This is a genomic window from Streptomyces platensis (assembly GCF_008704855.1).
GTDB lineage: Bacteria > Actinomycetota > Actinomycetes > Streptomycetales > Streptomycetaceae > Streptomyces > Streptomyces platensis.
The window spans coordinates 3,723,742-3,746,920 of the sequence record NZ_CP023691.1 but is presented as its reverse complement, the minus strand read 5'-3'; the positions used below and the strand labels follow the sequence as shown (position 1 = coordinate 3,746,920).

Below are 23,179 nucleotides of genomic sequence, written 5' to 3'. Positions count from 1 at the left end.
AGTTACTGAGGCTAACAATTTACCATTACTTGAATGTTGGCTGTGCTGGCGGTGACTCCGCGTAGGGGTCTTTGAACCCGTGCGCCTATGGTTGCTCCAGCACTCCCACCCTGCCCCTCGAAGGACAGAGATGCCCGCCAACAAGTCCGGCCCAGTCCCCAGGAAGAAGAAGGGGCGGCGCGGCCGCCTCGTCGCGATTACGGTCGTGCTGCTGCTCGTGGCGGGCATCGGCTTCGGCGCGTTCTGGGGCGTCAGTACCGTCCGTGCGTCGTTCCCGCAGACCACGGGCTCACTCAAACTCCCGGGGCTGACCAACCCGGTGGACGTCACCCGCGATGCCCACGGCATTCCGCAGATCTACGCCGACACCGACGAAGACCTCTTCCGCGCCCAGGGGTACGTCCAGGCCCAGGACCGCTTCTGGGAGATGGACGTACGGCGGCACATGACCGCCGGCCGGCTCTCGGAGATGTTCGGCAAGAGCCAGGTCAAGACCGACTCGTTCCTGCGCACCCTCGGCTGGCGCGAGGTGGCGCAGAAGGAGTACGACACCAAGCTGTCGCCCAGCACCAAGAAGTACCTCCAGTCCTACTCCGCGGGCGTCAACGCCTACCTCAAGGACCACGAGGGCTCGGCGGTCTCCCTGGAGTACGCGGCGCTGGACTTCGAGAACGACTACAAGCCCGAGAAGTGGACCCCGGTCGACTCGGTGGCCTGGCTCAAGGCGATGGCCTGGGACCTGCGCGGCAACATGAAGGAGGAGATCGACCGGTCCCTGATGACCAGCCGCTTCACCCCCGCGCAGATCGCCCAGCTCTACCCGGCATACCCCTACAAGCGGAACAAGCCGATCGTCGAGGGCGGCGCGGTCGACCCCGCCTCCAAGCGGTTCACGCCCGGCGGTTCGGCGAACGCCGCCCCGGCCGGCCCCGGCGGGGTCACCGCCGGCCTCCAGTCGCAGCTGTCCTCGCTGTCCAAGACGATGGACGAGGTCCCGGCGCTGCTCGGCCCCAACGGCAACGGCATCGGCTCCAACTCCTGGGTCGTATCCGGCGCCCACACCACCACCGGCAAACCGCTGCTCGCCAACGACCCGCACCTGGCCCCCCAGATGCCGTCGCTCTGGTACCAGATGGGCCTGCACTGCCGCACCACGAGCGCCAAGTGCAACTACGACGCCTCCGGCTTCACCTTCTCCGGTATGCCCGGCGTCGTCATCGGCCACAACCAGGACATCTCCTGGGGCATGACCAACCTCGGCGCCGACGTCACCGACCTGTATCTGGAGAAGGTCAACGCCGACGGGTACTTCTACGACAACAAGCAGCAGCCCTTCATAACCCGCAAGGAGACCATCAAGGTCGCCGGCGGCGAGAGCCGCGAGATCACCGTCCGGTCCACCAGGAACGGGCCGCTCGTCTCCGACCGCGACGGCGAACTGGCCAACGTCGGCAAGGACGCCCCCGTCGGCAACGCCGCCCCGGACCGCGGTGACGGCTACGCCGTATCGCTGCGCTGGACCGCGCTGGCCCCCGGCAAGTCCATGGACGCCGTCTTCGAGATGAACCGCGCCAAGGACTGGAACGACTTCCGCAAGGCCGCAGCCCACTTCGAGGTCCCGTCCCAGAACCTGGTCTACGCCGACACCAAGGGCAACATCGGCTACCAGGCCCCGGGCCGGATCCCGGTCCGCGGCAAGGGGGAGGGCCAGTTCGACGGCACCTACCCGGCGCCCGGCTGGGACCCGAAGTACCAGTGGACCGGCTACATCCCGCAGAAGTCCCTGCCGTACGAGTACAACCCCAGGCGCGGCTACATCGTCACCGCCAACCAGGCCGTCACCGACGAGAAGTACCCCTACCTCCTCACCAAGGACTGGGGCTACGGCTCCCGCAGCCAGCGGATCAACGACCTGATCCAGTCGAAGATCAAGGACGGCGGCAAGGTCTCCACCGACGACATGCAGGCCTTCCAGAAGGACAACAGCAGCGAGATCGCCCGGCTGCTGACGCCCTACCTGACGAAGATCGACATCAAGGACAAGTACGTCCGCGACGCCCAGCAGCTGCTGGAGGGCTGGGACTTCACCCAGGAGCCCGACTCCGCCGCGGCCGCCTACTTCAACGCCGTCTGGCGCAACACCCTCAAGCTCGCCTTCGGCAACAAGATGCCCAAGGAGGTGCGCCCCGACGGGCAGTGCCTCACCGTCCGCCCGGCCGACGAGACCGGCCCCGCCGACGAGAACGACAAGTACATCCGCGAATGCGGCGAACGGGCCGGGGACACCGCCCAGCCCGACGGCGGCGACCGCTGGTACGAGGTCGTCCGCGGCATCCTCGACGACCCGGACAACGCCTGGTGGAAGACCGAGGACCGGCCCAACCGCCCCGGTGACAAGAACCGCGACCAGCTCCTGGCACACGCCATGAAGGACGCGCGCTACGAGCTCACCTCCAAGCTGGGCAAGAACATCGACAACTGGAGCTGGGGACGGCTGCACCAGATGTTCCTGACGAACCAGACCCTGGGCACCGACGGACCCGGCATGCTCCAGGGCCTGTTCAACCGCGGCCCCTGGAACCTCGGCGGCGGTGAGGCCGCGGTCGACGCCACCGGCTGGAACGCCGCCGGCGGCTACCAGGTCACCTGGGTCCCGTCGATGCGGATGGTCGTCAACCTCGCCGACCTCGACAAGTCCCGCTGGATCAACCTCACCGGCGCCTCCGGGCACGCCTACGACGCGCACTACTACGACCAGACCGACAAGTGGGCCAAGGGCGACCTGCTCCCCTGGGCGTACAGCGAGAAGGCCGTGAAGAACGCGGGCAAGGACACGCTGACGCTGTCGCCGTAGGGGCGGGCGGCGGGCACGCCGCCGCCAGCCGATCGCCGAGCCGTCGGGCGGGCCGGAGGAATCCGGTCCGCCCGACGGCTTTCCGGTTCCTGCCCCGGGCCGCGCGGCCCGGCCGGCCCGCCCGTATGCGGCGGCTGCCCTGCCGCGCTGCCCGCCCGTAGACGGCCCGCCTCAGTCCTCCGCAGACTCTCCCGGCTCCGTGAACCGGTGCACCCCCGACGGGGTCACCGCGGCATGCACATGCCGGTCGTGCGGCTCGCCCGGCACCTCCGCCAGCACCTCCGCGTCGTACAGCAGCACCACCAGCGACGCCCGCGCCCCGGCCCGCTCCAGCCGCGCCAGCACCCGGTCGTAGGAGCCGCCGCCGCGCCCCAGCCGCAGCCCGCTGCGGTCCACCGCGAGCCCCGGCAGCAGCACCACGTCCGCCTCCGTGACGGCCTCCGGGCCCAGCCGCTGCCCGTCCGGCTCCAGCAGCCCGCGGCCCGCCCGTACGAGCCCCTCGGCGCCCTCGTAGAGCGCCCAGTCCAAGTCGTTGTCCGGCAGCAGCACGGGCAGCAGCACCTGCACCCCGGCTGCCCGCAGCAGGTCGAGCAGCGGGCGGGTGGAGGGCTCGCCGCCCATCGAGACATACGCGGCGACGGTCGGCAGCGCCTCGGGCCGCGGCGTGACCGGCCGGACCAGCTCGTCCAGCTCCAGGGCACGCGTGGCCAGCGCCTCGCCCGTCGCCGCGACGACATCCGGCGGCAACGCTCTCCTCACCTCCAGGAGATCCCGCCGCAACCCGCGCTTCCTATCGTGATCCATGCTCACTGTGCGCCCTTGCTCCCGCTCTCATGCTCTATTCACCAGACCCTCATCATCGTGCCGATAGGGCCGGTTATGGTGTCGCGCATGACTCCATCGCACACACGGATCAGCAAGGCTGTCATCCCCGCAGCCGGCCTCGGCACCAGGTTTCTCCCCGCCACAAAGGCCACACCCAAGGAGATGCTCCCGGTAGTCGACAAGCCCGCCATCCAGTACGTGGTGGAGGAGGCCGCCGCCGCCGGGCTCTCCGACGTCCTGATGGTGACCGGCCGCAACAAGCGCCCGCTCGAAGACCACTTCGACCGCAATTACGAGCTCGAAGAGGCGCTGCACCGCAAGGGCGACGAGTCCCGCCTCGCCAAGGTGCAGGAGTCCAGCGACCTGGCGACCATGCACTACGTACGCCAGGGCGACCCCCGGGGCCTGGGCCACGCGGTGCTGTGTGCCGCACCCCACGTGGGCGACCAGCCGTTCGCCGTCCTCCTGGGCGACGACCTGATCGACCCCCGCGACCCGCTGCTCCAGCGCATGGTCGAGATACAGGAGCAGTACGGCGGCTCCGTCATCGCCCTCATGGAGGTGGACCCGGCGCAGATCCACCTCTACGGCTGCGCGGCCGCCGCCCCCACCGGCGACGACGATGTCGTGGTCGTCTCCGACCTGGTCGAGAAGCCCGACCCGGCCGATGCCCCCAGCAACCTCGCCATCATCGGCCGCTACGTCCTCGACCCGGCCGTCTTCGAGGTGCTGCGCAAGACCGCCCCGGGCCGCGGCGGCGAGATCCAGCTCACCGACGCCCTCCAGGCGCTGGCCGCCGACCCCGCCCTCGGCGGCCCGGTGCACGGCGTGATCTTCAAGGGCCGCCGCTATGACACCGGCGACCGCGGCGACTATCTGCGTGCCATTGTCCGACTGGCATGCGAACGTGAAGACCTGGGCCCGGACTTCCGGACCTGGCTTCGCAGTTACGTCACCGAGGAGATGTAAGACGTTGAACAACGCCACCGGCCGGACCAGCCACCAGGACCGCGTCTGGTCGGTGGCCGAGCATCTCGACGACGTGCTGTCGAAGATCGCTCCGCTCGACCCGATCGAGCTGCAACTCCTCGACGCCCAGGGCTGCGTACTGGTCGAGGACATCACGGTCCCCGTCGCCCTGCCGCCCTTCGACAACAGCTCGATGGACGGCTACGCGGTCCGGGCCGCCGATGTCGCGGACGCCACGGAGAGCGCCCCGGCCGCCCTCACCGTCATCGGCGATGTCGCGGCGGGCAGCGGCGAACTGCCCTCGATCGGGCCCGGCCAGGCCGCCCGCATCATGACCGGCGCCCCGGTACCGCCCGGCGCCGAGGCCGTCGTCCCGGTCGAATGGACCGACGGCGGCACGGGCCAGGGGCCGGCCGCCACGATGCGCGCCCACAGCGCCGCCCCCGAGGACGCCGGCGGCGAGGTCCGCGTCCACCGCCCGGCCGCCGCCGGCGCCCATATCCGGGCCCGCGGCAGCGATGTCACCGAAGGCGAGTTGGCCCTGTCGGCGGGCACGGTCCTCGGCCCCTCCCAGATCGGCCTGCTCGCCGCCATCGGCCGCGGCACGGTCCGGGTCCGCCCCCGTCCCCGCGTCGTGGTGCTGTCGACCGGCAGTGAACTGGTCCAGCCCGGCGAGGCGTTGGGCCCCGGCCAGATCCACGACTCCAACAGCTTCCAGCTCACCGCCGCCGCCCGCGCCGCCGGCGCCCTCGCCTACCGCGTCGGCGCCGTCGCCGACGATGCCGAGACCCTCCGGTCCACCCTGGAGGACCAGCTCATCCGGGCCGACATCCTTGTCACCAGCGGGGGTGTCAGCGTCGGCGCGTATGACGTCGTCAAGGAGACCCTGGTCGCCCTGTCCTCCACGGAGGCCGACGGCTCGTCCCTCGCGGGCGGCACGGTCGAGTTCCGCAGGCTCGCCATGCAGCCCGGCAAGCCCCAGGGCTTCGGCCTCATCGGCCCCGACCGCATCCCGCTGCTCGCCCTGCCCGGCAACCCCGTCAGCTCGTATGTCTCCTTCGAGCTGTTCGTCCGCCCGGCCATCCGCGCCCTCATGGGCCTGCCCGAGGTCCACCGCCCCACCACTCCCGCCCGGTGCACCGAGGCCGTCGCCTCCTCGCCCAAGGGGAAGCGCCAGTTCCTGCGCGGCTCCTACGACGCCGAGGCCGGCACGGTCACCCCCGTCGGCGGCGCCGGCTCCCACCTGATCAAAGCCATGGCGCACGCCAACGCGCTGATCATCGTCCCCGAGGACACCACCGAGGTCCCCGCGGGCGCGGACGTGGAGGTCGTCCTGCTCGGATAGCCCGCTGCCGCCGGGGGTACGGTGTCGTCCCACAGGCGGCAGTTTGGTACCGGGAGAACGATGAGCAGCGGCCAGCAACACCTCACCCATCTCGACGCGGCGGGAGCGGCGCGGATGGTCGACGTCTCCGGGAAGGACGTCACCGCCCGCACCGCCCGCGCCCGCGGCCGCGTCCTGGTGTCATCGCAGGTCATCGAGCTGCTGCGGGGCGAGGGCATGCCCAAGGGCGATGCCCTCGCGACCGCCCGGATCGCCGGCATCATGGGCGCCAAGCGCACCCCCGACCTGATCCCGCTCTGCCACCCGCTGGCCGTCTCCGGCGTCAAGGTCGACCTCTCCGTCACCGACGACGCCGTCGAGATCACCGCCACGGTCAAGACCACCGACCGCACCGGCGTCGAAATGGAAGCGCTGACCGCGGTCTCCGTCGCCGCCCTCACCGTCGTCGACATGGTCAAGGCCGTCGACAAGGCCGCGGTGATCTCCGACATCCGCGTGGAGGAGAAGACCGGCGGCAAGTCCGGCGACTGGAGCCGGTCATGACCCCCGCCCGCGCCCTCGTCGTCACCGCCTCCAACCGCGCCGCGGCCGGCCGCTACGCCGACAAGAGCGGCCCGCTGCTCGCCGAGGGCCTGGCGGCCATGGGCTTCGAGGTCGACGGCCCGCAGGTGGTGCCCGACGGCGAGCCGGTGGAGGCCGCCCTGCGCGGCGCCGTCTCCGCCGCCTGCTATGCCGTCATCCTCACCACCGGCGGCACGGGCCTGTCACCCACCGACCGCACCCCCGAGGCCACCCGCCGGGTCCTGGACTACGAGGTCCCCGGCATCCCCGAGGCGATCCGTGCCGCCGGCCGCACGAAGGTCCCCACCGCGGCGCTCTCCCGCGGCCTGGCGGGCGTCGCCGGGACGACCCTGATCGTCAACCTCCCCGGCTCCTCCGGCGGCGTCCGCGACGGCCTCGCCGTCCTCACCGACCTGCTGCCGCACGCCGTCGACCAGATCCGCGGCGGCGACCACCCCAGACCCTCCGGGAGCCCGAGCTGAACGCGCCCTGGCCGGTGGTCCTGACGGACGGTGAGGTCACCCTCCGCCCGATAAGGGTGCGCGACCAACGGGAATGGCGCGAGGTCAACCGCCGTAACCGCGACTGGCTGCGCCCCTGGGAAGCCACCATCCCGCCGCCCCCGCCGGGCCTCGCGCCGCCGCACCGCCCCACGTTCCGTCAGATGGTCCGCCATCTCCGCGGCGAGGCGCACGCCGGCCGGATGCTGCCGTTCGTCGTCGAATACCGCGGCCGGCTGGTCGGCCAGCTGACGGTCGCGGGTATCACCTGGGGCTCCATGTGCTCCGCCCATATCGGCTATTGGGTCGATCAGGAAGTCGCCGGCCGTGGTGTCATCCCGACGGCTGTGGCGCTCGCCGTCGACCACTGCTTCCGGGCCGTGGGCCTGCACCGCATCGAGATCTGCATTCGCCCGGAGAACATCCCCAGCCGCCGGGTGGTCGAAAAGCTCGGTTTCCGTGAAGAAGGCATCCGCCCGCGCTACCTGCACATCGACGGCGCCTGGCGCGACCACGCGGTCTTCGTTCTCACCGCGGAAGAGGTGCCCGAAGGCCTGCTCAACCGCTGGCGGCGGGGGAAACCCCGGACGCCCGGCGCACCCCACAAATAAAATAAATGTTCGAATGTATTCGCCGATTGACCGGATCGGCGGAGGAGCTGATCTCTACGATCACAAAAAAGTTCGAGATATCAGCCAGATCGTGCGACACACCGGCCCAATTGGCGGATGGCCCCATGCAAACCCCTCTACCGTGTGAGTTGTGAGAAGCAGCGGCCTCATCTACGCAGTCATCGTCGGGGCCTGGGCTGCCTATTTGGTGCCGATGTGGCTCCGTAGGCAGGACGAGCTCAACGAGGCCCGTCCGACCGAGCGCTTCAGCACCGCCATCCGGCTGCTGTCCGGACGTGCGGCGATGCAGCGCCGCTACGACAAGCGGCAAGGGGAGCACCCCGCCGACGATGCGGGCGACGAAGCGGCCCCGGACGCTCCGGCCGACGAGGCCGCCGCCCGGGCCTTTGGCGACCCCGCTGCGGACCCGGACGGAGCCGGCCACACCCGGGTGCAGGCCGCCCCTCCGCGCCCCTCCGCCGCCGAGCGGACCAAGCGCGCCAAGGTCCTCGCCCGCCGCCGCCGCACCATCACCATCCTGTTCCTCGCCTTCACCGTCGGCGCCATCGTCGCCGCGGTCGGCGGCCTCCCCTTCCTCTGGGCCCCCGCCCTCCCCGCCCTCCTCCTGACCGCGTACATCATTTACCTGCGCGCCCAGGAGCGGCGGCGCTTCACCTTCACCATGGACCGGCGCAAGGCGGAGGCCGCGGCCCAGCGGCTGCGGGAGGGCCGGCGCCGCCCTCCGCAGGCGGCCGACCAGCCGCCCGCCGACGAGCACCCGGCCGAGACCGGCCCTGACATCCCGGCCGAGGGCGCCCCGGAACCGCCGCGCGCCGCGACCCCCGCCCACACCGCGGGCCGCCGCGCCCTGGTGGAGGAGACCGACCACGCCGAGTGGGTCGACCAGCAGCGCGAACGCGAGCGCCCCGCCCCCGGCAGCTGGGAGCCGGTCCCGGTCCCCCTGCCCACCTACGTCACCGCCCCGGTCGCCCCGCGCGCCACCAGCCATGTCGACCTGGACGCCGACGACGCCTGGAGCTCCGCCCGCTCCAGCGCCGCCGCCGACCGCCCCCACCACGACCCCCAGGCGGACCGCCCCACCCATCCCGGCCGCCGCGCCCGCGGCCGCACCCCCCTCTTCGACCAGTACGAGGACGAGGACCGCCCGCGCGCGGCGAACGAGTGACGGCCCTCCGCTGACCAGCACCGGAAGCGATTTCCGAGCACCGCGACCGAGATGCTAGAGTTTCACTCGTCGCAAGGGCCTGTGGCGCAGCTGGTAGCGCACCTCGTTCGCAACGAGGGGGTCAGGGGTTCGAATCCCCTCAGGTCCACAGCAGGGCCGTTCGCGGGTTAGCCCACGAACTGTTCACGAGATCCCGGTCAGACGGTCACCGTCTGACCGGGATCTCGGCGTTTGAGCTCCTGATTGTGTGAAAGTCAGCCTGCCGGGCCGCCGGGAAGCGCGGCGGCCCGCGTCGGAACGGACCGGGGGTCGGGATGCGGACATGCCGCGGGGACCGCAGGCGTGGAGGCAGGCTCCTGCGGTCTCGCGACGTGTCGATCTTCAATTGCCCGGAACGTGCCCGCTCAGGGGCTACGGCTCAGCGCCTGGGAGCGGTGAGGGACCGTCAAGCTGATCGTCGGGTAGGGCAAAAGGGCATGGTTCGGCTCGAGGTCGAGGCCGGTGATCGCGCTCTGCTTGCTCGCGGCCAGGTGCTCCGTGTAGGCGGAGGCGGGATCTTCGCTACGCGCGCTGGTGGGTGGCGTCTGGGATGGTCATGCCGACGGAGTAGGACAGCTGGCGGCCCCACTGGGCGAGCCGAGCCGGTCGTCGTGTGCTCGCCTTCGGTGATTCGGGCCTCGCGCCGACTCCGCCGGCGGCACGCACGCGCGGGCCCCGGGTCACCATACGGATCCTGCGGCCCAGCAAGATCGCAGTGACCATGGAGATCCACACGCACCTGCCGTCGGAATCGACGCCGAGGCTCTGCAGAAGCTGGGCAAGCGTCCCGGCCCCCCGGCCGACCGGACGACGTTGCGGCACTTCGCTGCGATACGGCGCGAAAAAGCCCCCACCGGATATCCCCGGTGGGGGCTTTGACGTGCGGTGCTGTCCGGCCTGTTCGCGGGGCGGAGCTCGCCGTGGGCGCGCTCCGCCAGCAGAATGAGTCCGATGTGTTCGCTCCTGTGTGGTGGCTGACGGGATGGATGGTGACTGACGGGATGGTGGGCGTGCTGTTTCTCAGGGATGCGGGCGGGCGCGTGTCTCGGCGGTCGCCTTTGTCGCGCTCTCGTCGCCCGGCGCGGGTGGTGAGGGTTCTGGGCTGGTGCGCCTGTGCTGTGCTGCTGGTACGTGGCATTTCCGTGGAGGTGCTGCTACTGAGCGGCGCTGCGGGCCGGGGAATGGGCGTGAGCCCGGAACAGCGGTTGTGGAGGCTGCTGTTGTGGAATCCCTGGCTTTTGGTCGGTGGGCTCATCTTCGGTTTGGCCGCACGTGGGTCCGGAAAGTGGCGGGGCCGATTTGCGGTGCCGCCTGACGGTGCCTCGGGGTGTGTGAAGTGACGCTCCGAGATCACTGTGCGCGAAGTGACTCTCCAAGAGCAGTTTGTGACGACTGCGCAGCGGTGAAGCACCGCAACCACAGGTACCGGTAATGCTTGCTGCCCCCGCAGCCCCGCTGCCCCGTCGTGCCGGTGGCGCTCGCTTCGCGGCGCCGGTGCTGTTCCGCAGGTTCGTTGAACCGCGCACGGTCCGGTTTCGCGGACGACATGGTGGGACTGCTTTCCTCACGGGAAAGAACCTGGTATTTTCCTGAGAGGAAAGTACGTGTGCCAAATGAGGACAGGGGGCCACATGACATCCCACGACGCGCAGGCCGCATTGGATGACGTCCGACGCCGGCGCGGGCAGTCCCGCGCCGAGTACGTGCGTTACGGGCTCTCCCGGCCTTACCTCCTCGCCGGAGCGGTGATCGTGTTCGTGGCGTTCGCCTCCTTCGACCTGCCGAATCCGTGGGGCGGGGCGGTGCTGTTCCCGTCGCTGGTGATGCTGGCGGGCACGATCGCCGTCTACGTGCGCCAGGCCTCCGTCCGTATGCCGCTCACCGGCAAGGAGGCATACCTTGCAGTGGCGGTCGGGCTTGCCCTGGTGGCGTTGTTCCGGTTGTTGTCGGGCGTCGCGGATGCCGGTGGCGTACCGGCCCCGCACGCGGTGGTGGCCGCGGTGTTGTGCACGGTGGGCGTGTTGGCCGCGGGCAGGTGGCGGGCCGTCGTCGTGGCGCGTGCGCACGGCGAGAGCGAAGAGGCCGGGCCGCGCTGATGGACGACGGCTTCAACGAGTTCCTGCACGTTCCCGCGCGGCTGGCGATCGTTGCACTGCTGGCCCCGGCGAGCTGGACAGAGTTCGGTTTCATGCGGGACGCGATCGACACCAGCGACTCCGCGCTGTCCAAGCAACTCTCCGCACTCGCCTCCAAGGGCTACGTCGAAGTCCGCAAGCACAAGAGCATCGGCGGTCGCCGTACCCTCGTACGGCTCACGCCGCAGGGGCGGGAGGAATTCCGGTGCCATGCCGAGGCGTTGGAGCGGATCGCGGCGACGGCCCGCGCCCCGCAGGTCGCCGGGCTGGACGGCTGACCGCGGCGTTCGGCCGAGGCTTCCGGCTGGCGGGGGGGGGAGGGCGAGCGCGCCCGGCTCCTCAGGCGCCCGCTTCGCCCCCCCGGTCGCGCCCACGGCTGTGCGCGGCACGGAGTGCGCCGGACGTGGCCTCTCGGATTTCCCGAACAGCTTCTGAGCCGTTTGCAGGCCGCTACCCGCTACCCGCTACCCGCTACCCGCTACCCGGGCGTGTGCCGGGCGCGCACCTCGCGGCGGGCACGCGATCCGCGGAAGGTGACCACACAAGGGCGGTCGAGCGCCTCGCTCGACCGCCATCTGTCGCACTGAACAGCCGTTCCGGGTGATCGGCCGGCAGGCCCGTCTCCCGCCGGGGCGGGGGAGACGGGCCCGAGCGTCACGACGTCATCCCAGCCCGGCCGAGCCGGCCGTGGCTGTCGTCGTGTGCCTCATACACGCGAGATCATCAGAAGATCCCGGAGATCATGACGGAGACCTTCTCCGAGTCGGACCACTGGTCGGACTTCCGCTTAGGGCGCTTGTCCTTGGACGTGGCGCCCTGCTGTGCACGGCCCGCTTCAGTCTTTTCGCGGTCGTGGCCCTTGCTCTTCTTCCCGAACATGACTCTCTCACTTTCGCTGCGGACCGGTGCCGGTCGACCTGGAAACCCTCATGCACCCCGCCCGGGTGCACGTCGGCCCACGGCCGGAAGCGGAGGGCAACGCCTACGACGTCATCGCCCGCTCGCTGTACGGGATCGGCATCCTTCCGCTGGTCATGGCCGGCAAGGACGAAGACTCCGGCCACGTCGACCTGGGCTTCCTCGGCGGGGAGAACAAGGGGACGTCCCCCTTCAAGGGACTGGTCTTCGAGAACCCCTTCACCGACAAGATCAAGGTGGTGCTGCGGGCCGAGGAGGCCGGGCAGCGCAGCACCGTGGTGCAGACGGCCGGCGAAGAGGACATCCAGCACCTCGCCGAGGAGATGGCCGACGGATTCGCCACCACCGCACGTGCGTTGGCCCGCGGCCGGGATGCCTGGACCGAGATGCTGACCCGGGTGGCGCGCGGTATGCGCGTGCGGTACGTGCACAACCCGACGGCGCTGTACGCGCAGAGCCTGCGGATGGCCGCCTCCGCCGCCGCCATGGCCGCCCCTGCCACCAGCCTCGGCCTGCTCAAGCGGATCGCGATCACCTCCAAGACCTCGGACCGCGGCATCATCGCCGCCGAGCTCCGGCAGATGGCCGAACGCGATGTGCCCTACTTCGCCGCCGAGGCCACGGGCACGGTGCTGTACGACGCCGACGGCAACGACACCGGAGCACGGCTGCCCCAGACCCCGCTCGCACGGGCCCTGGAGAAGGCGGCCGAGCTGGACGAGAGCACCATCGGCCAGCAGCTCACGCTGCTGCACTCCGCCTTCTGCTCCCGGTTCCCCGACAACCACCTCACCGGCACCACAACCTGGCAGGCCGAGCCGGCCACCTCGCACGGGGGCAGCCTGCACGACGTCGCCCGGCACATCGCCGACAACCTGGTGGCGAGCGGACTCCCGGACAAGTTCGCGCACCTTCCCCGTACGTGGATCGGGCCGCTGGCCTCCGCCCAGGCGGAGCGGGTCTGGCCGTGCGGGGTCCTCGGCTACGACCTGTACACCGGCCGTACCGGCCCGGCTCTGGCGCTGGCTGCTGCCGGGCGCGTACTCGGCGACGAGACGTACCGCGGTGCCGCCCGGCAGATCTTCGCCACCAGTGCCGAGATCCTCGCCGGACAGCGCTATGAGCAGCGCAGTGTGCAGCAGACCGGACCGGGTGCCTACACCGGTCTGACCGGTCTGCTGTTCGCCCTGGACACGGCGGGCCGGCTGCTGGAGGAGCCGGGCTGGCGGCAGGCGGCGCAGGATGCCGTCCCGTTGGCCGTGGAAGGGATCGAGGGGGAGCGGGCCGGTGCCGATGTCATCGGTGGCATCGCCGGCACCGCGACCATGCTCGCCGCCGTCGGCGGGCCGCACGCGGCCCAGGCACTGCCCGGCCTGACGAAGATGCTCTGCACGATGGTCGAGGGCGGGCACGGTTCGTGGTTCGACCAGTCCGGATTCGCCCACGGGGTCGCCGGACTCCTGCACGCGCTCAGCGTCCTGCGCCCGCACACCGGCGACCAGGACCTGCGGCGACAGGTCGATACGGCCATCGGTCTGCTGCTGGACCGGCTGGCGGTGTTCTACGACACCGTGGAGGACAACTGGTTCTCCAACATCGGTGCACCGGACCGGTTCTCCACCGGCTGGTGTCACGGTGCCGCCGGCATCTCCCTCGCTCTTCTGGCCTGCGTCGAGCACACCGGCAACGAGCGCGCCCGCACCTGGCTGGGGCAGGCCCTCACCAACACCGTGGAGCAGGGCTTCGGCCGCAACCTGACCTGGTGTCACGGGGACCTGGGCAACCACGACGTGTTGTCCGACGCCGCCGCGCGACTGGGCGACGGCCAGCTGGCCGGACAGGTGTCCGCCATCGAGGACACCCTGTTGCGGCCGGACGTGTTCCTGCGCAAGGGCGCGGACAGCCGCAGCCGGTATGCGCACACCAACAGCATCATGGTCGGCACCTCAGGCGTCCTGTTGCACCTGCTCAACCGGATCTCACCCGGCATGCGGCTCTCGCCGCTGTCGCTGACCGGCGGAGCCCGGGGATGAGCCGGCGCGTACCAACGGTCACACAGGTGACACAGACCGAGTGCGGTCTGTGCTGCTGCATCGCGGTCATGCGGTACTGGGGGCGTAGTGAGGACTTCTTCACCGTCCGCCAGGACCTGGAAGCCGGACGCGACGGCCTGGGCGCCAAGCAGCTGTCCGACTTCCTGCGCTCGCGCGGCATGCAGACCAAGGCGTTCCGCGTCAAGAGCCTGGATGCGCTGGCGCAGTTCACCGCCCCCGTCATCCTGTACTGGGAGGACTACCACTTCCTCGTACTGGAGAAGTTCGACGGCCGCACCGCGACGGTCATGGACCCGGCCGTCGGACGGCGCCGTCTCACCCGCGAGGAGCTGGCAGCCGGGTTCAGTGACATCGTCATCGCCGCCGAACCCGGCCCCGGATTCGCCAGGCAGCACCAGGCCGCGACGAAGGACTGGCGGACGGTTCCGCTGTTCGCCGAGCGCTCCGTCGCGCGCATCGCCCTGGTCGCCGTGCTGTCGCTCAGCGGCTATCTCGCCGTCCTGGGCATCCCGGCGCTGACGAAATGGGCCGTGGACCGGCAGACCCAGTGGCAGGATCTGAGCGACATCTCGCTGGTCGCCGGGGCGGTCGGGGTGGCGGCCCTGGGCTACCTGCTGCTGTGGCTGATGCGGGTGGCGGTGCTCTCCTCGCTGATTGCGGTGATGGGGCGTCACCTGATGTCCCACACGTTCCGCAAACTGCTGTCGCTGCCGTACAAGTTCTTCAACACCCGGCAGCCCGGTGAGCTGCTGTTCCGCCTGAACACCGTCAACGCGGTACGCGATCTGCTGTCGTCGCGGATCGCCCAGGGCATCCTCGACATCGGCACCCTGGTGTGCATCAGCGTCTACCTGTTCATCGCCGAGTGGCGGATCGGGCTGATGGCGACGGTGCTGTTCGCACTCAACGCCGTGTACCTGTGGGCCACCCGCACCCGGGTCAAGGAAGTCACCGACGCGGAGATGAGCCAGCTGGGCAGGAGCCAGTCGACCCAGCTCGACGCCATCGTGTCGATCCCGACCATCAAAATGGGCGGCTACGCACAGCAGTTCGCCGACGAGTGGGCCACGGTCTACACGTCGTCGCTGGACGCCATGAAGAAGCGCATGCGGCTGCAACAGGGCTGGATCGCCGGTGTCGCCACGACGACACAGATGTTCGGCCCTATGGTGCTGCTGCTGGCCAGCCTGTACTTCGTCTCGCACGGCATCGTGTCGCTGGGGTCGGCCATCGCCATTCAGTCGGTGTCCGCCACCTACTTCTCCATGACGACCTCGGTCTTCCAGATGTTCACCGAGTTCACGGAGGCGTCCCGCTACATGGCGCGGCTCAGTGACATCACCGCGCACGAGAGCGAGGACTCCGGCGGCCGGATCCGGAAGCTGGACGACGCGTCGATCACCCTGCGCGAGGTGCAGTTCCGGTACACCCGGCATGCCGCTCCGGTGATCGACGGGGTGTCCTTGCACATCCCGGCCGGATCGCGGGTGGCGCTGGTGGGAGCCTCGGGGTCGGGCAAGTCCACGCTCGGCCGCCTGGTCTGCGGCCTGCACGACCCGGCCGGCGGCGCCATCGAGCTCGGCGGCCGCGCGATGCCGGAGTACGACAAGGACTTCCTCCGCCGCCAGATCGGCTACATCCCGCAGGAAGTGCACCTGCACAACCGCACCATCCTGGAGAACCTCACCCTCGGCCAGGACATCTCGCCCGAGACGGTCCGCGCGTACTGCTCCGAGGTGGGCATCCTCGACTTCGTCGACGCCCTCCCCATGGGCCTGAAGACGCTGGTGTCCGAGCTGGGAGCCAACTTCTCCGGCGGCCAGCGGCAGCGCCTCGCGATCGTCAGGACCCTGCTGCAGAAGCCGGAGATCATCGTGATGGACGAGGCCACCGCGTCCCTGGACACGATCAACGAACGCCGCGTCACCAAGCTCATCGAAGAGTCCGGAGCCACCCAGGTGATCATCGCTCACCGGCTGGCCACCATCCGGAACGCGGACTGCATCTACGTGCTCGACGACGGGCGCGTGACCGAGTACGGCACCCATCAGCAGCTGCTGGACAACCAGGCGACCTACGCGGCCCTCTATGCGGAAGCGGACGCCCCCACCTTCCTAGGCGAGACAGCATGAACCACACCGAACCGTCCGTATCCGTAACCGCCTTCCTCCCCTTCTACCTGCGCATCGCCCCCAGGGACAGCTTCGCGCAGTCCCTCGCCCCCCTCCTCGACGAGGTGGTGGCGCCGGAGAGCCGCGACACCGTGGTGCACCGGATGTGGGACGTCCTGGTGTGCACCGTGGAGGGGCACAGCTACCGCACGCTGATCGGTGAATTCCACCAGCACCGTGAGGCCATGGGGCTGGAGCCCGACGCCGGCAGCAGCGCCGCACTGGAGTCGTTCACCGCCCTGCTGCAGGACCCGGCGCAGCACGATGCGCTGCTGGACCGCTACCCCATGCTCCGCCAGCGGCTGGCGACGGTCACGGAGAACATCCTTGCGGCCTGCCGGGAGGTGCTCGACGCCTACCGCGAGGACACCCGGGCGCTGTCCGGGGCGTTCGGGCTCGATCCGTCGGGTGAGGCCATCACCGAACTCGAACCGTCCAGCTCGGACCCGCACAACGGCAACCGGCGCGTTGTCTTCCTGACCACCAGCGGCGGACACCGCCTGGTGTACAAGCCCCGCGCGCTCACGGGAGACGCCTTCCTGCGCGACCTCTACCGCGCGGCCGAGGGCCACCTGACCCACTCGCTCGACGCCTGCGTACCGGAATCGGTCACGGTCGCCGAGCACGGCTGGCAGCGCTTCACCGATCCCTCGCCGATGCACGAGGCCGGGCAGGTACCGAATTACTTCTACCGGTTCGGTGCTCTGACTTGCCTGCTGAGCGCGATCGGAGCGACCGATCTGCACGACGAGAACCTGCTGGCGTACGGCGAGTACCCCTGCGTGATCGATACCGAGACCCTGCTGAGGGGAGACGGCGGCGTGGCGAACGACTCGCTGCCGCACATCCTGATCAACCAGATGAAGAACTCGGTGTCGTCCACGATGCTGTTGCCGGTGGAGAACCCGGACTCCGTCATCGACGTCATCATGTCGGGTGCGGGCCTCATCGGGGAACAGCAGTCGGAGATGCGGGCGCCGGTCGTCACCGACAAGCACAGCGACGCGATCCGGGTGGACTGGGACCCCATCTCCTACTCCCACACCATGAACGTGCCGACGCTCGGCGAGGAGCAGCAGTCGATCGCCGACCACTTCCCGCACGTGATGGCCGGGTACCGCGACGCCCTGGCGTTCCTGCGCACCGGGGACGTGGAGAAGACGCTGGCGGCCTATCCGGACATCCCGGTACGGTCCGTCCTGCGCTCCACAGAGGTCTACAGCCGCTACCTGGATGCCTCGACGCACCCCAAGTACCTCGTCTCCCAGGCGGAGGCCGACCGGCTGCACGGGCTCCTGAGCCGCAAGACCCGTCAGCTGGAGCCCCACCAGATCGCCTACCTGCGGGAGAGCGAGACGGCGGCACTGAACGCGGGCGACATCCCCTACTTCTTCACGCACGGCTCGTCGACGGCGCTCGCCAGCGGTACCAGCAGCCTGCCGGACTTCTTCAAGGTCTCGGCCCTGGACAACGCAGCACGTGGGGTGCGCGCCGCCGCCGGTCAGCATGAGCGCTACCACCAGTTCCTCATCGAGGAGTGCCTCGGCGGCATCGCGACCGACCCGCAGGGCCTGTCGGCCCACGGCGTCTTCGGCGGCGACACGCTGGCCCAGGCCGTCCCGGGCACATGGGGCTTCGGCATCGCGGAGGTGCTCCGTGATCTCGCCGTCACCGCCGAGGGCCCCGAAGGCGTACAGGCCGGCTGGCTCGGCAGCATCGGCCCGGACCGGAACGCCTCCACGATCACGCCGGGCAACTACATCGCCTTCCACGACATGGGTGGCATCTCCCGCCTCATGCGTCGTGCGGCCGCGCTGAATCCGCGCTACGCGGATCTGGGGCAGGCTGCGGACGCAGGGTTCGCCGCGCTGTCTGCGGATTACGACGAGCTGCTGAACAAGATGCCGGAGTCGGTGTTCTCCGGGATGGCCTCGATGCTGCTCTCCCGCCCGCACGGCGTCGACGACGGCTGGACGGGCGAGCTGATCGGCCTCATGGAGCAGCGGGGCGAGGAGCTGGAGGCGGACGTCTCCAACGGCCCGGCGGGCGCCCTATCGTTGCAGGACGACGTGGAACCGCGGGGACCGTAGGTTCCGCGGGACCGCTCGTGGACTTCGGCGATCTTCTCGGTCAGCTCGGCATCGCGGACCGCCCGCGGACCGGGCCAGCCACTGCAGCGGTAATAGAAGGCGGCTTGGGGACCTGCAGCAGTTCACACGCGCGCTTGACATTGTGACCGTCTCGCTTCTCCGCCTCGATGAACGGATGCACCTTCACCGGGTCTCCTTCGCGAAGGAAGCCGCGACCCGATTGAGGATCTCCACGTCTCCCGCAGTCGGCGGTTCTCCCGCCGCAATGCGGCCAGCTCCTCGCGCTCGTTGCTGGTCAGCCCGTCGCGCTCGCCCGAATCGACCTCGGCCTGACCGACCCACAGTCGCACCGCGATCTCGGTCAGGTAGAAGTCCTTGGCGATCTGACCGACCGAGCGGTCACCGCGCCGGCACAGCTCGACGATCTCGGCCTTGAACTCTGGCGTGAACGAACGGTGAGGCCGAGGCTTCCTTTCCCATGCTCTACATGATGGACATCCTTCCGGGGCAGAACCCCTGATCTCAGATGTCCGTCAAAGCGGATCAAGCCCAGTTTTACGGATGTCGACGTCCCCTACCCAACTTTCGTCGCTCACCAGCGTGGTCGCCGCGATGCTCGCCGCCGCCTACCTGATCCCTCGGCTGCTGATGCCTCATGGGTATCGCACACTGAGTTTCGGGTGGTGTAGTTGTCCGCTGCATCCATGTGGGAAATTGGGCCCCGGACGTTGGGAAGTCCCCGTTGAACCTCTCCGTAACTGCAGGTCAGACCCACTCGCGAACGGCCCACAGCACGTCAAAGCCCCCGCCGGGGATATCCGGTGGGGGCTTTTTCGTCTGTCATGCCGGTCCGTGCCGGCGGGGGCGGGGTGCCAACCGCCGCTCCCCGAACTGCCGCTGCGCACCCTGCGGGAATCAGAGGGTGAAGAGCCAGACCAGGGCGCCGACGGGGGTGAGGGCCGCGGCCAGGGCGACGGTCAGGCAGACGCCGGCCAGGAGCTTGAACGCCGTGTGGCGCTGGGCGCGGCATGCGGCGAAGCACGTGAAGCCGGCGATGGCGACGCACGGCAGCATGACGAAGATGAAGCCGAACGCTGCCACGGGTCCCCCAGCCTGCTCATCCCACCCCTGTGTACAGCAGGAAAGTACAGCAACCACTGGGGCGGGAGACGGCCGCCGTCATCGGGCGGCGGTTGAGGCACCGGTCGGCCCCCGCTTGGCCTCGGTGACCGGCCGGGGGTGGGCTGAGGGGCAGTCAAGGGGAGTGGGGTGGGGGCCTGTAGGCGGTGGGGGCTAGGCCGTTTCTTTCAGATCATCTGATCGTTGGTCTGGTGTGTCGTTGACTGACGCCCAGTGGGCCCGCATTGAGCCGTTGCTGCCGGACCGGACTCCGAAACGGGGAGGGCGGTGGCGGGATCACCGGCAGGTGATCGACGCGATCGCGTTCAAGTACCGCACCGGGACACCGTGGATGGACCTGCCCGAGCACTTCGGCTCCTGGAAGGGCGCCCACAACCGGCTGCGGAAGTGGGCCGCTGACGGCACCTGGGAGAAGGTCTTCACCGCCCTCCTGGCTCAGGCCGACGCCGAAGGCGATCTGGACTGGGTCGTCGCGGTCGACTCCACCATCGTCCGTGCCCACCAGCACGCCGCCGGGGCCCGTCAAAAGGGGCCCCGGCCGGTGAGCCCGTCGACCATGCCCTCGGACGCTCCCGCGGCGGACTGACCACCAAGATCCACCTCGCCGCCGACGGCCACTGCCGTCCGCTGGCCTTCGTCATCACTCCCGGTCAGGCCGGTGACGCACCCGCGTTCACCGAAGTCATGACCCGTTTACGGGTCCCGCGCAGGACCGGCCGCCCCAAAATCACGCCGACGGTAATCCTGGCCGACAAGGCGTACTCGTCCCGCGCGATCCGAACCCATCTCCGCCGGCGCGGGATCCGGGCCGTGATCCCACAGCCCGCCGACCAGGCCGCCCACCGCAAACGCCTCGGCAGCCGCGGCGGCAGGCCACCGGCCTTCGACCGCGACGCCTACAAGCAACGCAACACGGTCGAGCGCTGCATCAACAAACTCAAGCAGTGGCGAGGCCTGGCCACCCGCTACGACAAGACCGCCACCATCTACCTCGCCGGACTCCACCTCGCCGCCATCTTCATCTGGTCAGCCAGATGATCCGAAGGAAACGACCTAGCGGTGGTGGCGGTGAGGGTGGGGGTGATGATGGCTGTGGCTGTGGCCGTGGCCGTGGCCGTGGCTGTGGCGGGGGTGGTGGCGCTGTTTGTGGTGTGTGTGGTGGCGCTTGGGGTGTGACGTGGGGGTGGGGTGGGTGAGGTGGATGCCGCGCTTGGCCAGGTAGGGGAGGGGGTTGATGTCCGAGCCGTAGTGGCGGCTGGTGCGGACCTCGAAGTGGAGGTGGGGGCCGGTGGCGCGGCCGGTGGCGCCGCTGTAGCCGAGGTGGGTGCGGGCGCGGACCCTCTGGCCGAGGCGGACCGTGATGCGGGAGAGGTGGCCGAAGAGGGTGTAGTGGCCGTCGTTCATCCGGATCGTCACGGCCTTCCCGTAGGCGCCCGACCGTTTGGCGAGGACTACGGTGCCGGAGCCCACGGACCTGACCCTGGTCCCGGTGCGGACGGCGAGGTCTATGCCCGTGTGGTGACCGGCCTGCCAGCTGCCGCGGACGCCGTAGGGCGAGCTGATCAGGCGGTGGCGGGCCTTCGTGGGGTGGCCGCCCGAGGCGCCGGCCGGGGCGGCGAGGGCCACCTGGGAGGCCGCCAGGGCGAGGACGCAGCTCGTGGCCGTCGGGGCTATGGCGAGCAGCAGCATTCTGCGCAGCGAGGTGCTTTTGCGGAACGTGGTCATAGTTGCGAGCCCACGCCTGGTGGCGGGCGCGCGCATCCCGGGGCGGGGCACCGGGCCGCCGAACGGGTGGAGGAGCGTCCGCCGGGCGGGTCTTGTTCGGGCGGTTGGTGGGGGTGAGCTCGGGAGAACGGTGGGGACGAGCTCGGGCGGTCGGTGAGGGCGAGACCGGGTGGGTGATGGGGACGAGCTCGGGCGGTCGGTGAGGGCGAGACCAGGTGGGTGATGGGGACGAGCTCGGGCGGTCGGTGAGGGCGAGACCAGGTGGGTGATGGGGACGAGCTCGGACGGTCGGTGAGGGCGAGACCGGGTGGGCGACGGGTACGAGTTTGGGAGGGCGGCGGGCGGCCGGCGTTGGTGGTGGCTCAGGTCGCTGGGTGTTCGGTTTCTGTCAGGTGGGCGACTGCCCTGAGGACCTCGGCGGCGCCGTCTTCGGTGGCGAGACGGTGGGCGGCGGTGCGGGCGTGGTCGCGGCGGGCCGGGGCGGCGGTGGCCTGGGTGAGGGCCTGGGACAGGCGGGCGACGGCGCGGTCCCCGGACAGCTCCTTGAAGGGGATCGGGGCGGTGGCGACGCCGAGGGAGGCCAGGCGGGCGGCCCAGAAGGGCTGGTCGGCGGTGACCGGGACCGGGACGGTGGGGACTCCGGCGCGTACGCCCGCGGCGGCGGTGCCGGCGCCGCAGTGGTGCACCACGGCGGCCATCCGGGGGAAGAGGAGGGCGTGCGGGACCTCGCCGATGGTGAGGAGGTCGGCGTCCGCGGAGGTGTGCCCGGCGGACAGGCCGGCCCAGCCGGACTGGAGGATGCCGCGGACCTTGGCGCGGCGCAGCGCGGCGGCCACAAGGGTGCTCAGGCGCTCGCCCTCGCCGCCCGCCATGCTGCCGAAGCCGATGAAGACCGGGGGCGGGCCGGCGGCCAGGAAGTCCTCGACGACGGGCGGGAGTTGGGCGTCCGGCGCGTGCCAGGGCCACCAGTTCCCCACGACGTCGAGGCCGGGGCGCCAGTCGGTGGGGCGGGGTACCAGGACCTCGCTGAAGCCGTGCAGGACCGGCCGGCCGGCGGCTTCGGCGCGGCGGCGGACCGTACGGGGCGTGGCGGGCGGCAGTCCGAGGCGGGCGCGCAGCTCGCGGGCCGCGTCGGCGTAGAGGCGGTCGATGATGCGGAGGGAGAGCCGGCCGGCGGCGCGGTTGCCCCAGCGGCCCAGTGAGCGGCCGCCGCTCACCACCGGGGCGAAGTCGCCGGTGGGGGCGCCGGGCACGAGGGGCAGGTCCAGGAACGGGATGCCCCGCGCCTCCGCGAGGTGATGGCCGAGCGGTGCGGTGGTGGCGGAGAGCAGGAGCAGGCCGGTGTCCTCGCGGGCGGCGTCGGCGAGGACACCGGCCAGCTCCTTGATGAAGGCGGCGGCCTGGCGCATGAGGTCGCGGTTGCCGCCGGGGCCCGAGGGGCGGTCCGGCTGGGCGGTATCCCTGGTGTTCCCGGTGCCCCCGGTGTCCCCGGTGCCCCCGGTGTCCCCGGTGCCCCCGGTGTCCGCGGTGGCGGCGTGGCGGGTGCGGGGGTCGGCCGGCAGTCGGCGGAACTCCAGGCCGGCGGCCCGTACGAGCGCGGCGTAGCTGTCGTGGGTGGCGAGGGCGACCTCATGGCCGGCCGTGCGGAGGCGGGCGCCCAGGCCGGTGTAGGGGGCGACGTCGCCGTACGATCCGGCGGCCGTGATCAGGATCTTTGGCATGGGCGGTCAGCCTTCTTCGGGTCGGGTCGGGTCGGATCGGGGTGGGTCGGGTATCGGGGTGGGTCGGGTCTGGTCGGGTGGGCGGGCGCATGCGCCTGAGGGGCGGGCATGGCGGGCATGGCGGGGATGCCGTGCTTGGCGGGCGGCGTAGGCGTGGCGGGAATGCCGCGCATGGTGGGCACGGCGGCATGGCGATGTGGTGGAGGCGATGAGCGTGGGGCCGCGGCGGAGGGGTGGCTGTGGCGGGTGGGTGCCGCTGTCTTTGCGCGGGGGCGGTGTGCGGAGCCGGTGGGGGCGAGATGCGGTTGCCGGGTATCCGGGCGTGCAGGTGAGGG

General features: G+C 70.5%; 19 protein-coding genes and 1 tRNA gene. 14 read left to right on the top strand and 6 right to left on the bottom strand.

What is annotated here, in order from left to right; translation table 11 throughout:
* Nucleotides 1-130: 130 nt before the first annotated feature.
* Nucleotides 131-2,854, top strand: a complete 2,724-nt coding sequence (locus CP981_RS16330; protein ID WP_085928315.1) for a penicillin acylase family protein — start codon at nucleotides 131-133, stop codon at nucleotides 2,852-2,854.
* Between the two features lie 171 nt (nucleotides 2,855-3,025).
* On the opposite strand, the gene CP981_RS16325 is transcribed toward CP981_RS16330, so the two are convergent.
* Complete coding sequence (locus CP981_RS16325; RefSeq protein ID WP_085928316.1) at nucleotides 3,026-3,658, bottom strand: 5-formyltetrahydrofolate cyclo-ligase; 633 nt, start codon at nucleotides 3,656-3,658, stop codon at nucleotides 3,026-3,028.
* 87 nt (nucleotides 3,659-3,745) lie between these two features.
* On the opposite strand from CP981_RS16325, the gene galU reads away from it, so the two are divergent.
* The 9 genes from galU (at nucleotide 3,746) to CP981_RS16275 (ending at nucleotide 11,303) form a co-directional block, all read left to right on the top strand.
* On the top strand, nucleotides 3,746-4,648 hold the full coding sequence (gene galU / locus CP981_RS16320) for a UTP--glucose-1-phosphate uridylyltransferase GalU (protein ID WP_085928317.1): 903 nt from the start codon (nucleotides 3,746-3,748) through the stop codon (nucleotides 4,646-4,648).
* A gap of 4 nt (nucleotides 4,649-4,652) precedes the next feature.
* On the top strand, nucleotides 4,653-5,993 hold the full coding sequence (gene glp / locus CP981_RS16315) for a molybdotransferase-like divisome protein Glp (RefSeq protein ID WP_085928318.1): 1,341 nt from the start codon (nucleotides 4,653-4,655) through the stop codon (nucleotides 5,991-5,993).
* 60 nt (nucleotides 5,994-6,053) lie between these two features.
* On the top strand, nucleotides 6,054-6,536 hold the full coding sequence (gene moaC / locus CP981_RS16310; RefSeq protein WP_085928319.1) for a cyclic pyranopterin monophosphate synthase MoaC: 483 nt from the start codon (nucleotides 6,054-6,056) through the stop codon (nucleotides 6,534-6,536).
* Nucleotides 6,533-7,036: a MogA/MoaB family molybdenum cofactor biosynthesis protein gene (locus tag CP981_RS16305; protein WP_085928320.1), complete on the top strand. Its 504-nt coding sequence runs from the start codon at nucleotides 6,533-6,535 to the stop codon at nucleotides 7,034-7,036. Before moaC ends, CP981_RS16305 begins: the two co-directional genes overlap by 4 nt.
* Nucleotides 7,037-7,050: 14 nt before the next feature.
* Nucleotides 7,051-7,665 (top strand): GNAT family N-acetyltransferase, encoded by a 615-nt coding sequence (locus CP981_RS16300; protein ID WP_085928321.1) that lies wholly within the window; start codon nucleotides 7,051-7,053, stop codon nucleotides 7,663-7,665.
* A 151-nt stretch (nucleotides 7,666-7,816) separates the two neighbouring features.
* A complete protein-coding gene (sepX, locus tag CP981_RS16295) occupies nucleotides 7,817-8,851 on the top strand; it encodes a divisome protein SepX/GlpR (RefSeq protein WP_085928322.1) in 1,035 nt (344 codons plus the stop codon).
* Between the two features lie 75 nt (nucleotides 8,852-8,926).
* Nucleotides 8,927-8,999 (top strand) — tRNA-Ala (locus tag CP981_RS16290).
* 1,522 nt (nucleotides 9,000-10,521) lie between these two features.
* Complete coding sequence (locus CP981_RS16280; RefSeq protein WP_085928331.1) at nucleotides 10,522-10,986, top strand: hypothetical protein; 465 nt, start codon at nucleotides 10,522-10,524, stop codon at nucleotides 10,984-10,986.
* Nucleotides 10,986-11,303: a transcriptional regulator gene (locus CP981_RS16275; RefSeq protein ID WP_085928324.1), complete on the top strand. Its 318-nt coding sequence runs from the start codon at nucleotides 10,986-10,988 to the stop codon at nucleotides 11,301-11,303. Before CP981_RS16280 ends, CP981_RS16275 begins: the two co-directional genes overlap by 1 nt.
* A gap of 445 nt (nucleotides 11,304-11,748) precedes the next feature.
* On the opposite strand, the gene CP981_RS37730 is transcribed toward CP981_RS16275, so the two are convergent.
* Nucleotides 11,749-11,904 carry a hypothetical protein gene (locus tag CP981_RS37730; RefSeq protein ID WP_158092705.1) on the bottom strand — a complete coding sequence of 52 codons (156 nt, stop codon included), beginning with the start codon at nucleotides 11,902-11,904 and terminating at the stop codon, nucleotides 11,749-11,751.
* A 26-nt stretch (nucleotides 11,905-11,930) separates the two neighbouring features.
* Here CP981_RS37730 and lanM (CP981_RS16265) point away from each other — a divergent pair, with 26 nt between their 5' ends.
* The 3 genes from lanM (CP981_RS16265) to lanM (CP981_RS16255) are packed head-to-tail and all read left to right on the top strand — an operon-like array spanning nucleotide 11,931 to nucleotide 18,258.
* Nucleotides 11,931-13,976 carry a type 2 lanthipeptide synthetase LanM gene (gene lanM / locus CP981_RS16265; RefSeq protein WP_085928325.1) on the top strand — a complete coding sequence of 682 codons (2,046 nt, stop codon included), beginning with the start codon at nucleotides 11,931-11,933 and terminating at the stop codon, nucleotides 13,974-13,976.
* A complete protein-coding gene (locus CP981_RS16260; protein ID WP_085928326.1) occupies nucleotides 13,973-16,129 on the top strand; it encodes a peptidase domain-containing ABC transporter in 2,157 nt (718 codons plus the stop codon). The genes lanM (CP981_RS16265) and CP981_RS16260 overlap by 4 nt, the downstream gene beginning before the upstream one ends.
* Nucleotides 16,126-18,258, top strand: a complete 2,133-nt coding sequence (gene lanM, locus CP981_RS16255) for a type 2 lanthipeptide synthetase LanM (RefSeq protein ID WP_085928327.1) — start codon at nucleotides 16,126-16,128, stop codon at nucleotides 18,256-18,258. Before CP981_RS16260 ends, lanM (CP981_RS16255) begins: the two co-directional genes overlap by 4 nt.
* A gap of 122 nt (nucleotides 18,259-18,380) precedes the next feature.
* Here the strand turns inward: lanM (CP981_RS16255) and CP981_RS39530 are convergent, their stop codons facing one another.
* Entirely contained in the window at nucleotides 18,381-18,779 is a 399-nt protein-coding gene (locus tag CP981_RS39530) for a transposase (protein ID WP_085928328.1), read from the bottom strand.
* 394 nt (nucleotides 18,780-19,173) lie between these two features.
* On the bottom strand, nucleotides 19,174-19,359 hold the full coding sequence (locus CP981_RS16245; protein WP_085928329.1) for a hypothetical protein: 186 nt from the start codon (nucleotides 19,357-19,359) through the stop codon (nucleotides 19,174-19,176).
* Between the two features lie 232 nt (nucleotides 19,360-19,591).
* Here CP981_RS16245 and CP981_RS16240 point away from each other — a divergent pair.
* Nucleotides 19,592-20,436, top strand: a protein-coding gene (locus CP981_RS16240) for an IS5 family transposase (RefSeq protein WP_244329672.1) whose coding sequence is annotated in 2 segments (ribosomal slippage) — nucleotides 19,592-19,922 and nucleotides 19,922-20,436 — 846 coding nt in all. Because the reading frame shifts where the segments join, the coding sequence is not laid out codon by codon here.
* Between the two features lie 15 nt (nucleotides 20,437-20,451).
* Here CP981_RS16240 and CP981_RS16235 read toward each other — a convergent pair.
* Entirely contained in the window at nucleotides 20,452-21,123 is a 672-nt protein-coding gene (locus tag CP981_RS16235) for a M23 family metallopeptidase (RefSeq protein WP_150522343.1), read from the bottom strand.
* A gap of 362 nt (nucleotides 21,124-21,485) precedes the next feature.
* Nucleotides 21,486-22,844 carry a glycosyltransferase gene (locus CP981_RS16230; RefSeq protein ID WP_085926491.1) on the bottom strand — a complete coding sequence of 453 codons (1,359 nt, stop codon included), beginning with the start codon at nucleotides 22,842-22,844 and terminating at the stop codon, nucleotides 21,486-21,488.
* Nucleotides 22,845-23,179: the final 335 nt, after the last annotated feature.

Excerpts from the sequence above, each read along its gene's own strand:
- CP981_RS16330 (WP_085928315.1), top strand. The coding sequence starts at position 131 with ATGCCCGCCAACAAGTCCGGCCCAGTCCCCAGGAAGAAGAAGGGGCGG.
- CP981_RS16325 (WP_085928316.1), bottom strand. The coding sequence starts at position 3,658 with ATGGATCACGATAGGAAGCGCGGGTTGCGGCGGGATCTCCTGGAGGTG.
- galU (WP_085928317.1), top strand. The coding sequence starts at position 3,746 with ATGACTCCATCGCACACACGGATCAGCAAGGCTGTCATCCCCGCAGCC.
- moaC (WP_085928319.1), top strand. The coding sequence starts at position 6,054 with ATGAGCAGCGGCCAGCAACACCTCACCCATCTCGACGCGGCGGGAGCG.
- CP981_RS16305 (WP_085928320.1), top strand. The coding sequence starts at position 6,533 with ATGACCCCCGCCCGCGCCCTCGTCGTCACCGCCTCCAACCGCGCCGCG.
- CP981_RS16280 (WP_085928331.1), top strand. The coding sequence starts at position 10,522 with ATGACATCCCACGACGCGCAGGCCGCATTGGATGACGTCCGACGCCGG.
- CP981_RS16275 (WP_085928324.1), top strand. The coding sequence starts at position 10,986 with ATGGACGACGGCTTCAACGAGTTCCTGCACGTTCCCGCGCGGCTGGCG.
- CP981_RS37730 (WP_158092705.1), bottom strand. The coding sequence starts at position 11,904 with ATGTTCGGGAAGAAGAGCAAGGGCCACGACCGCGAAAAGACTGAAGCG.
- CP981_RS16260 (WP_085928326.1), top strand. The coding sequence starts at position 13,973 with ATGAGCCGGCGCGTACCAACGGTCACACAGGTGACACAGACCGAGTGC.
- lanM (WP_085928327.1), top strand. The coding sequence starts at position 16,126 with ATGAACCACACCGAACCGTCCGTATCCGTAACCGCCTTCCTCCCCTTC.
- CP981_RS16235 (WP_150522343.1), bottom strand. The coding sequence starts at position 21,123 with ATGACCACGTTCCGCAAAAGCACCTCGCTGCGCAGAATGCTGCTGCTC.
- CP981_RS16230 (WP_085926491.1), bottom strand. The coding sequence starts at position 22,844 with ATGCCAAAGATCCTGATCACGGCCGCCGGATCGTACGGCGACGTCGCC.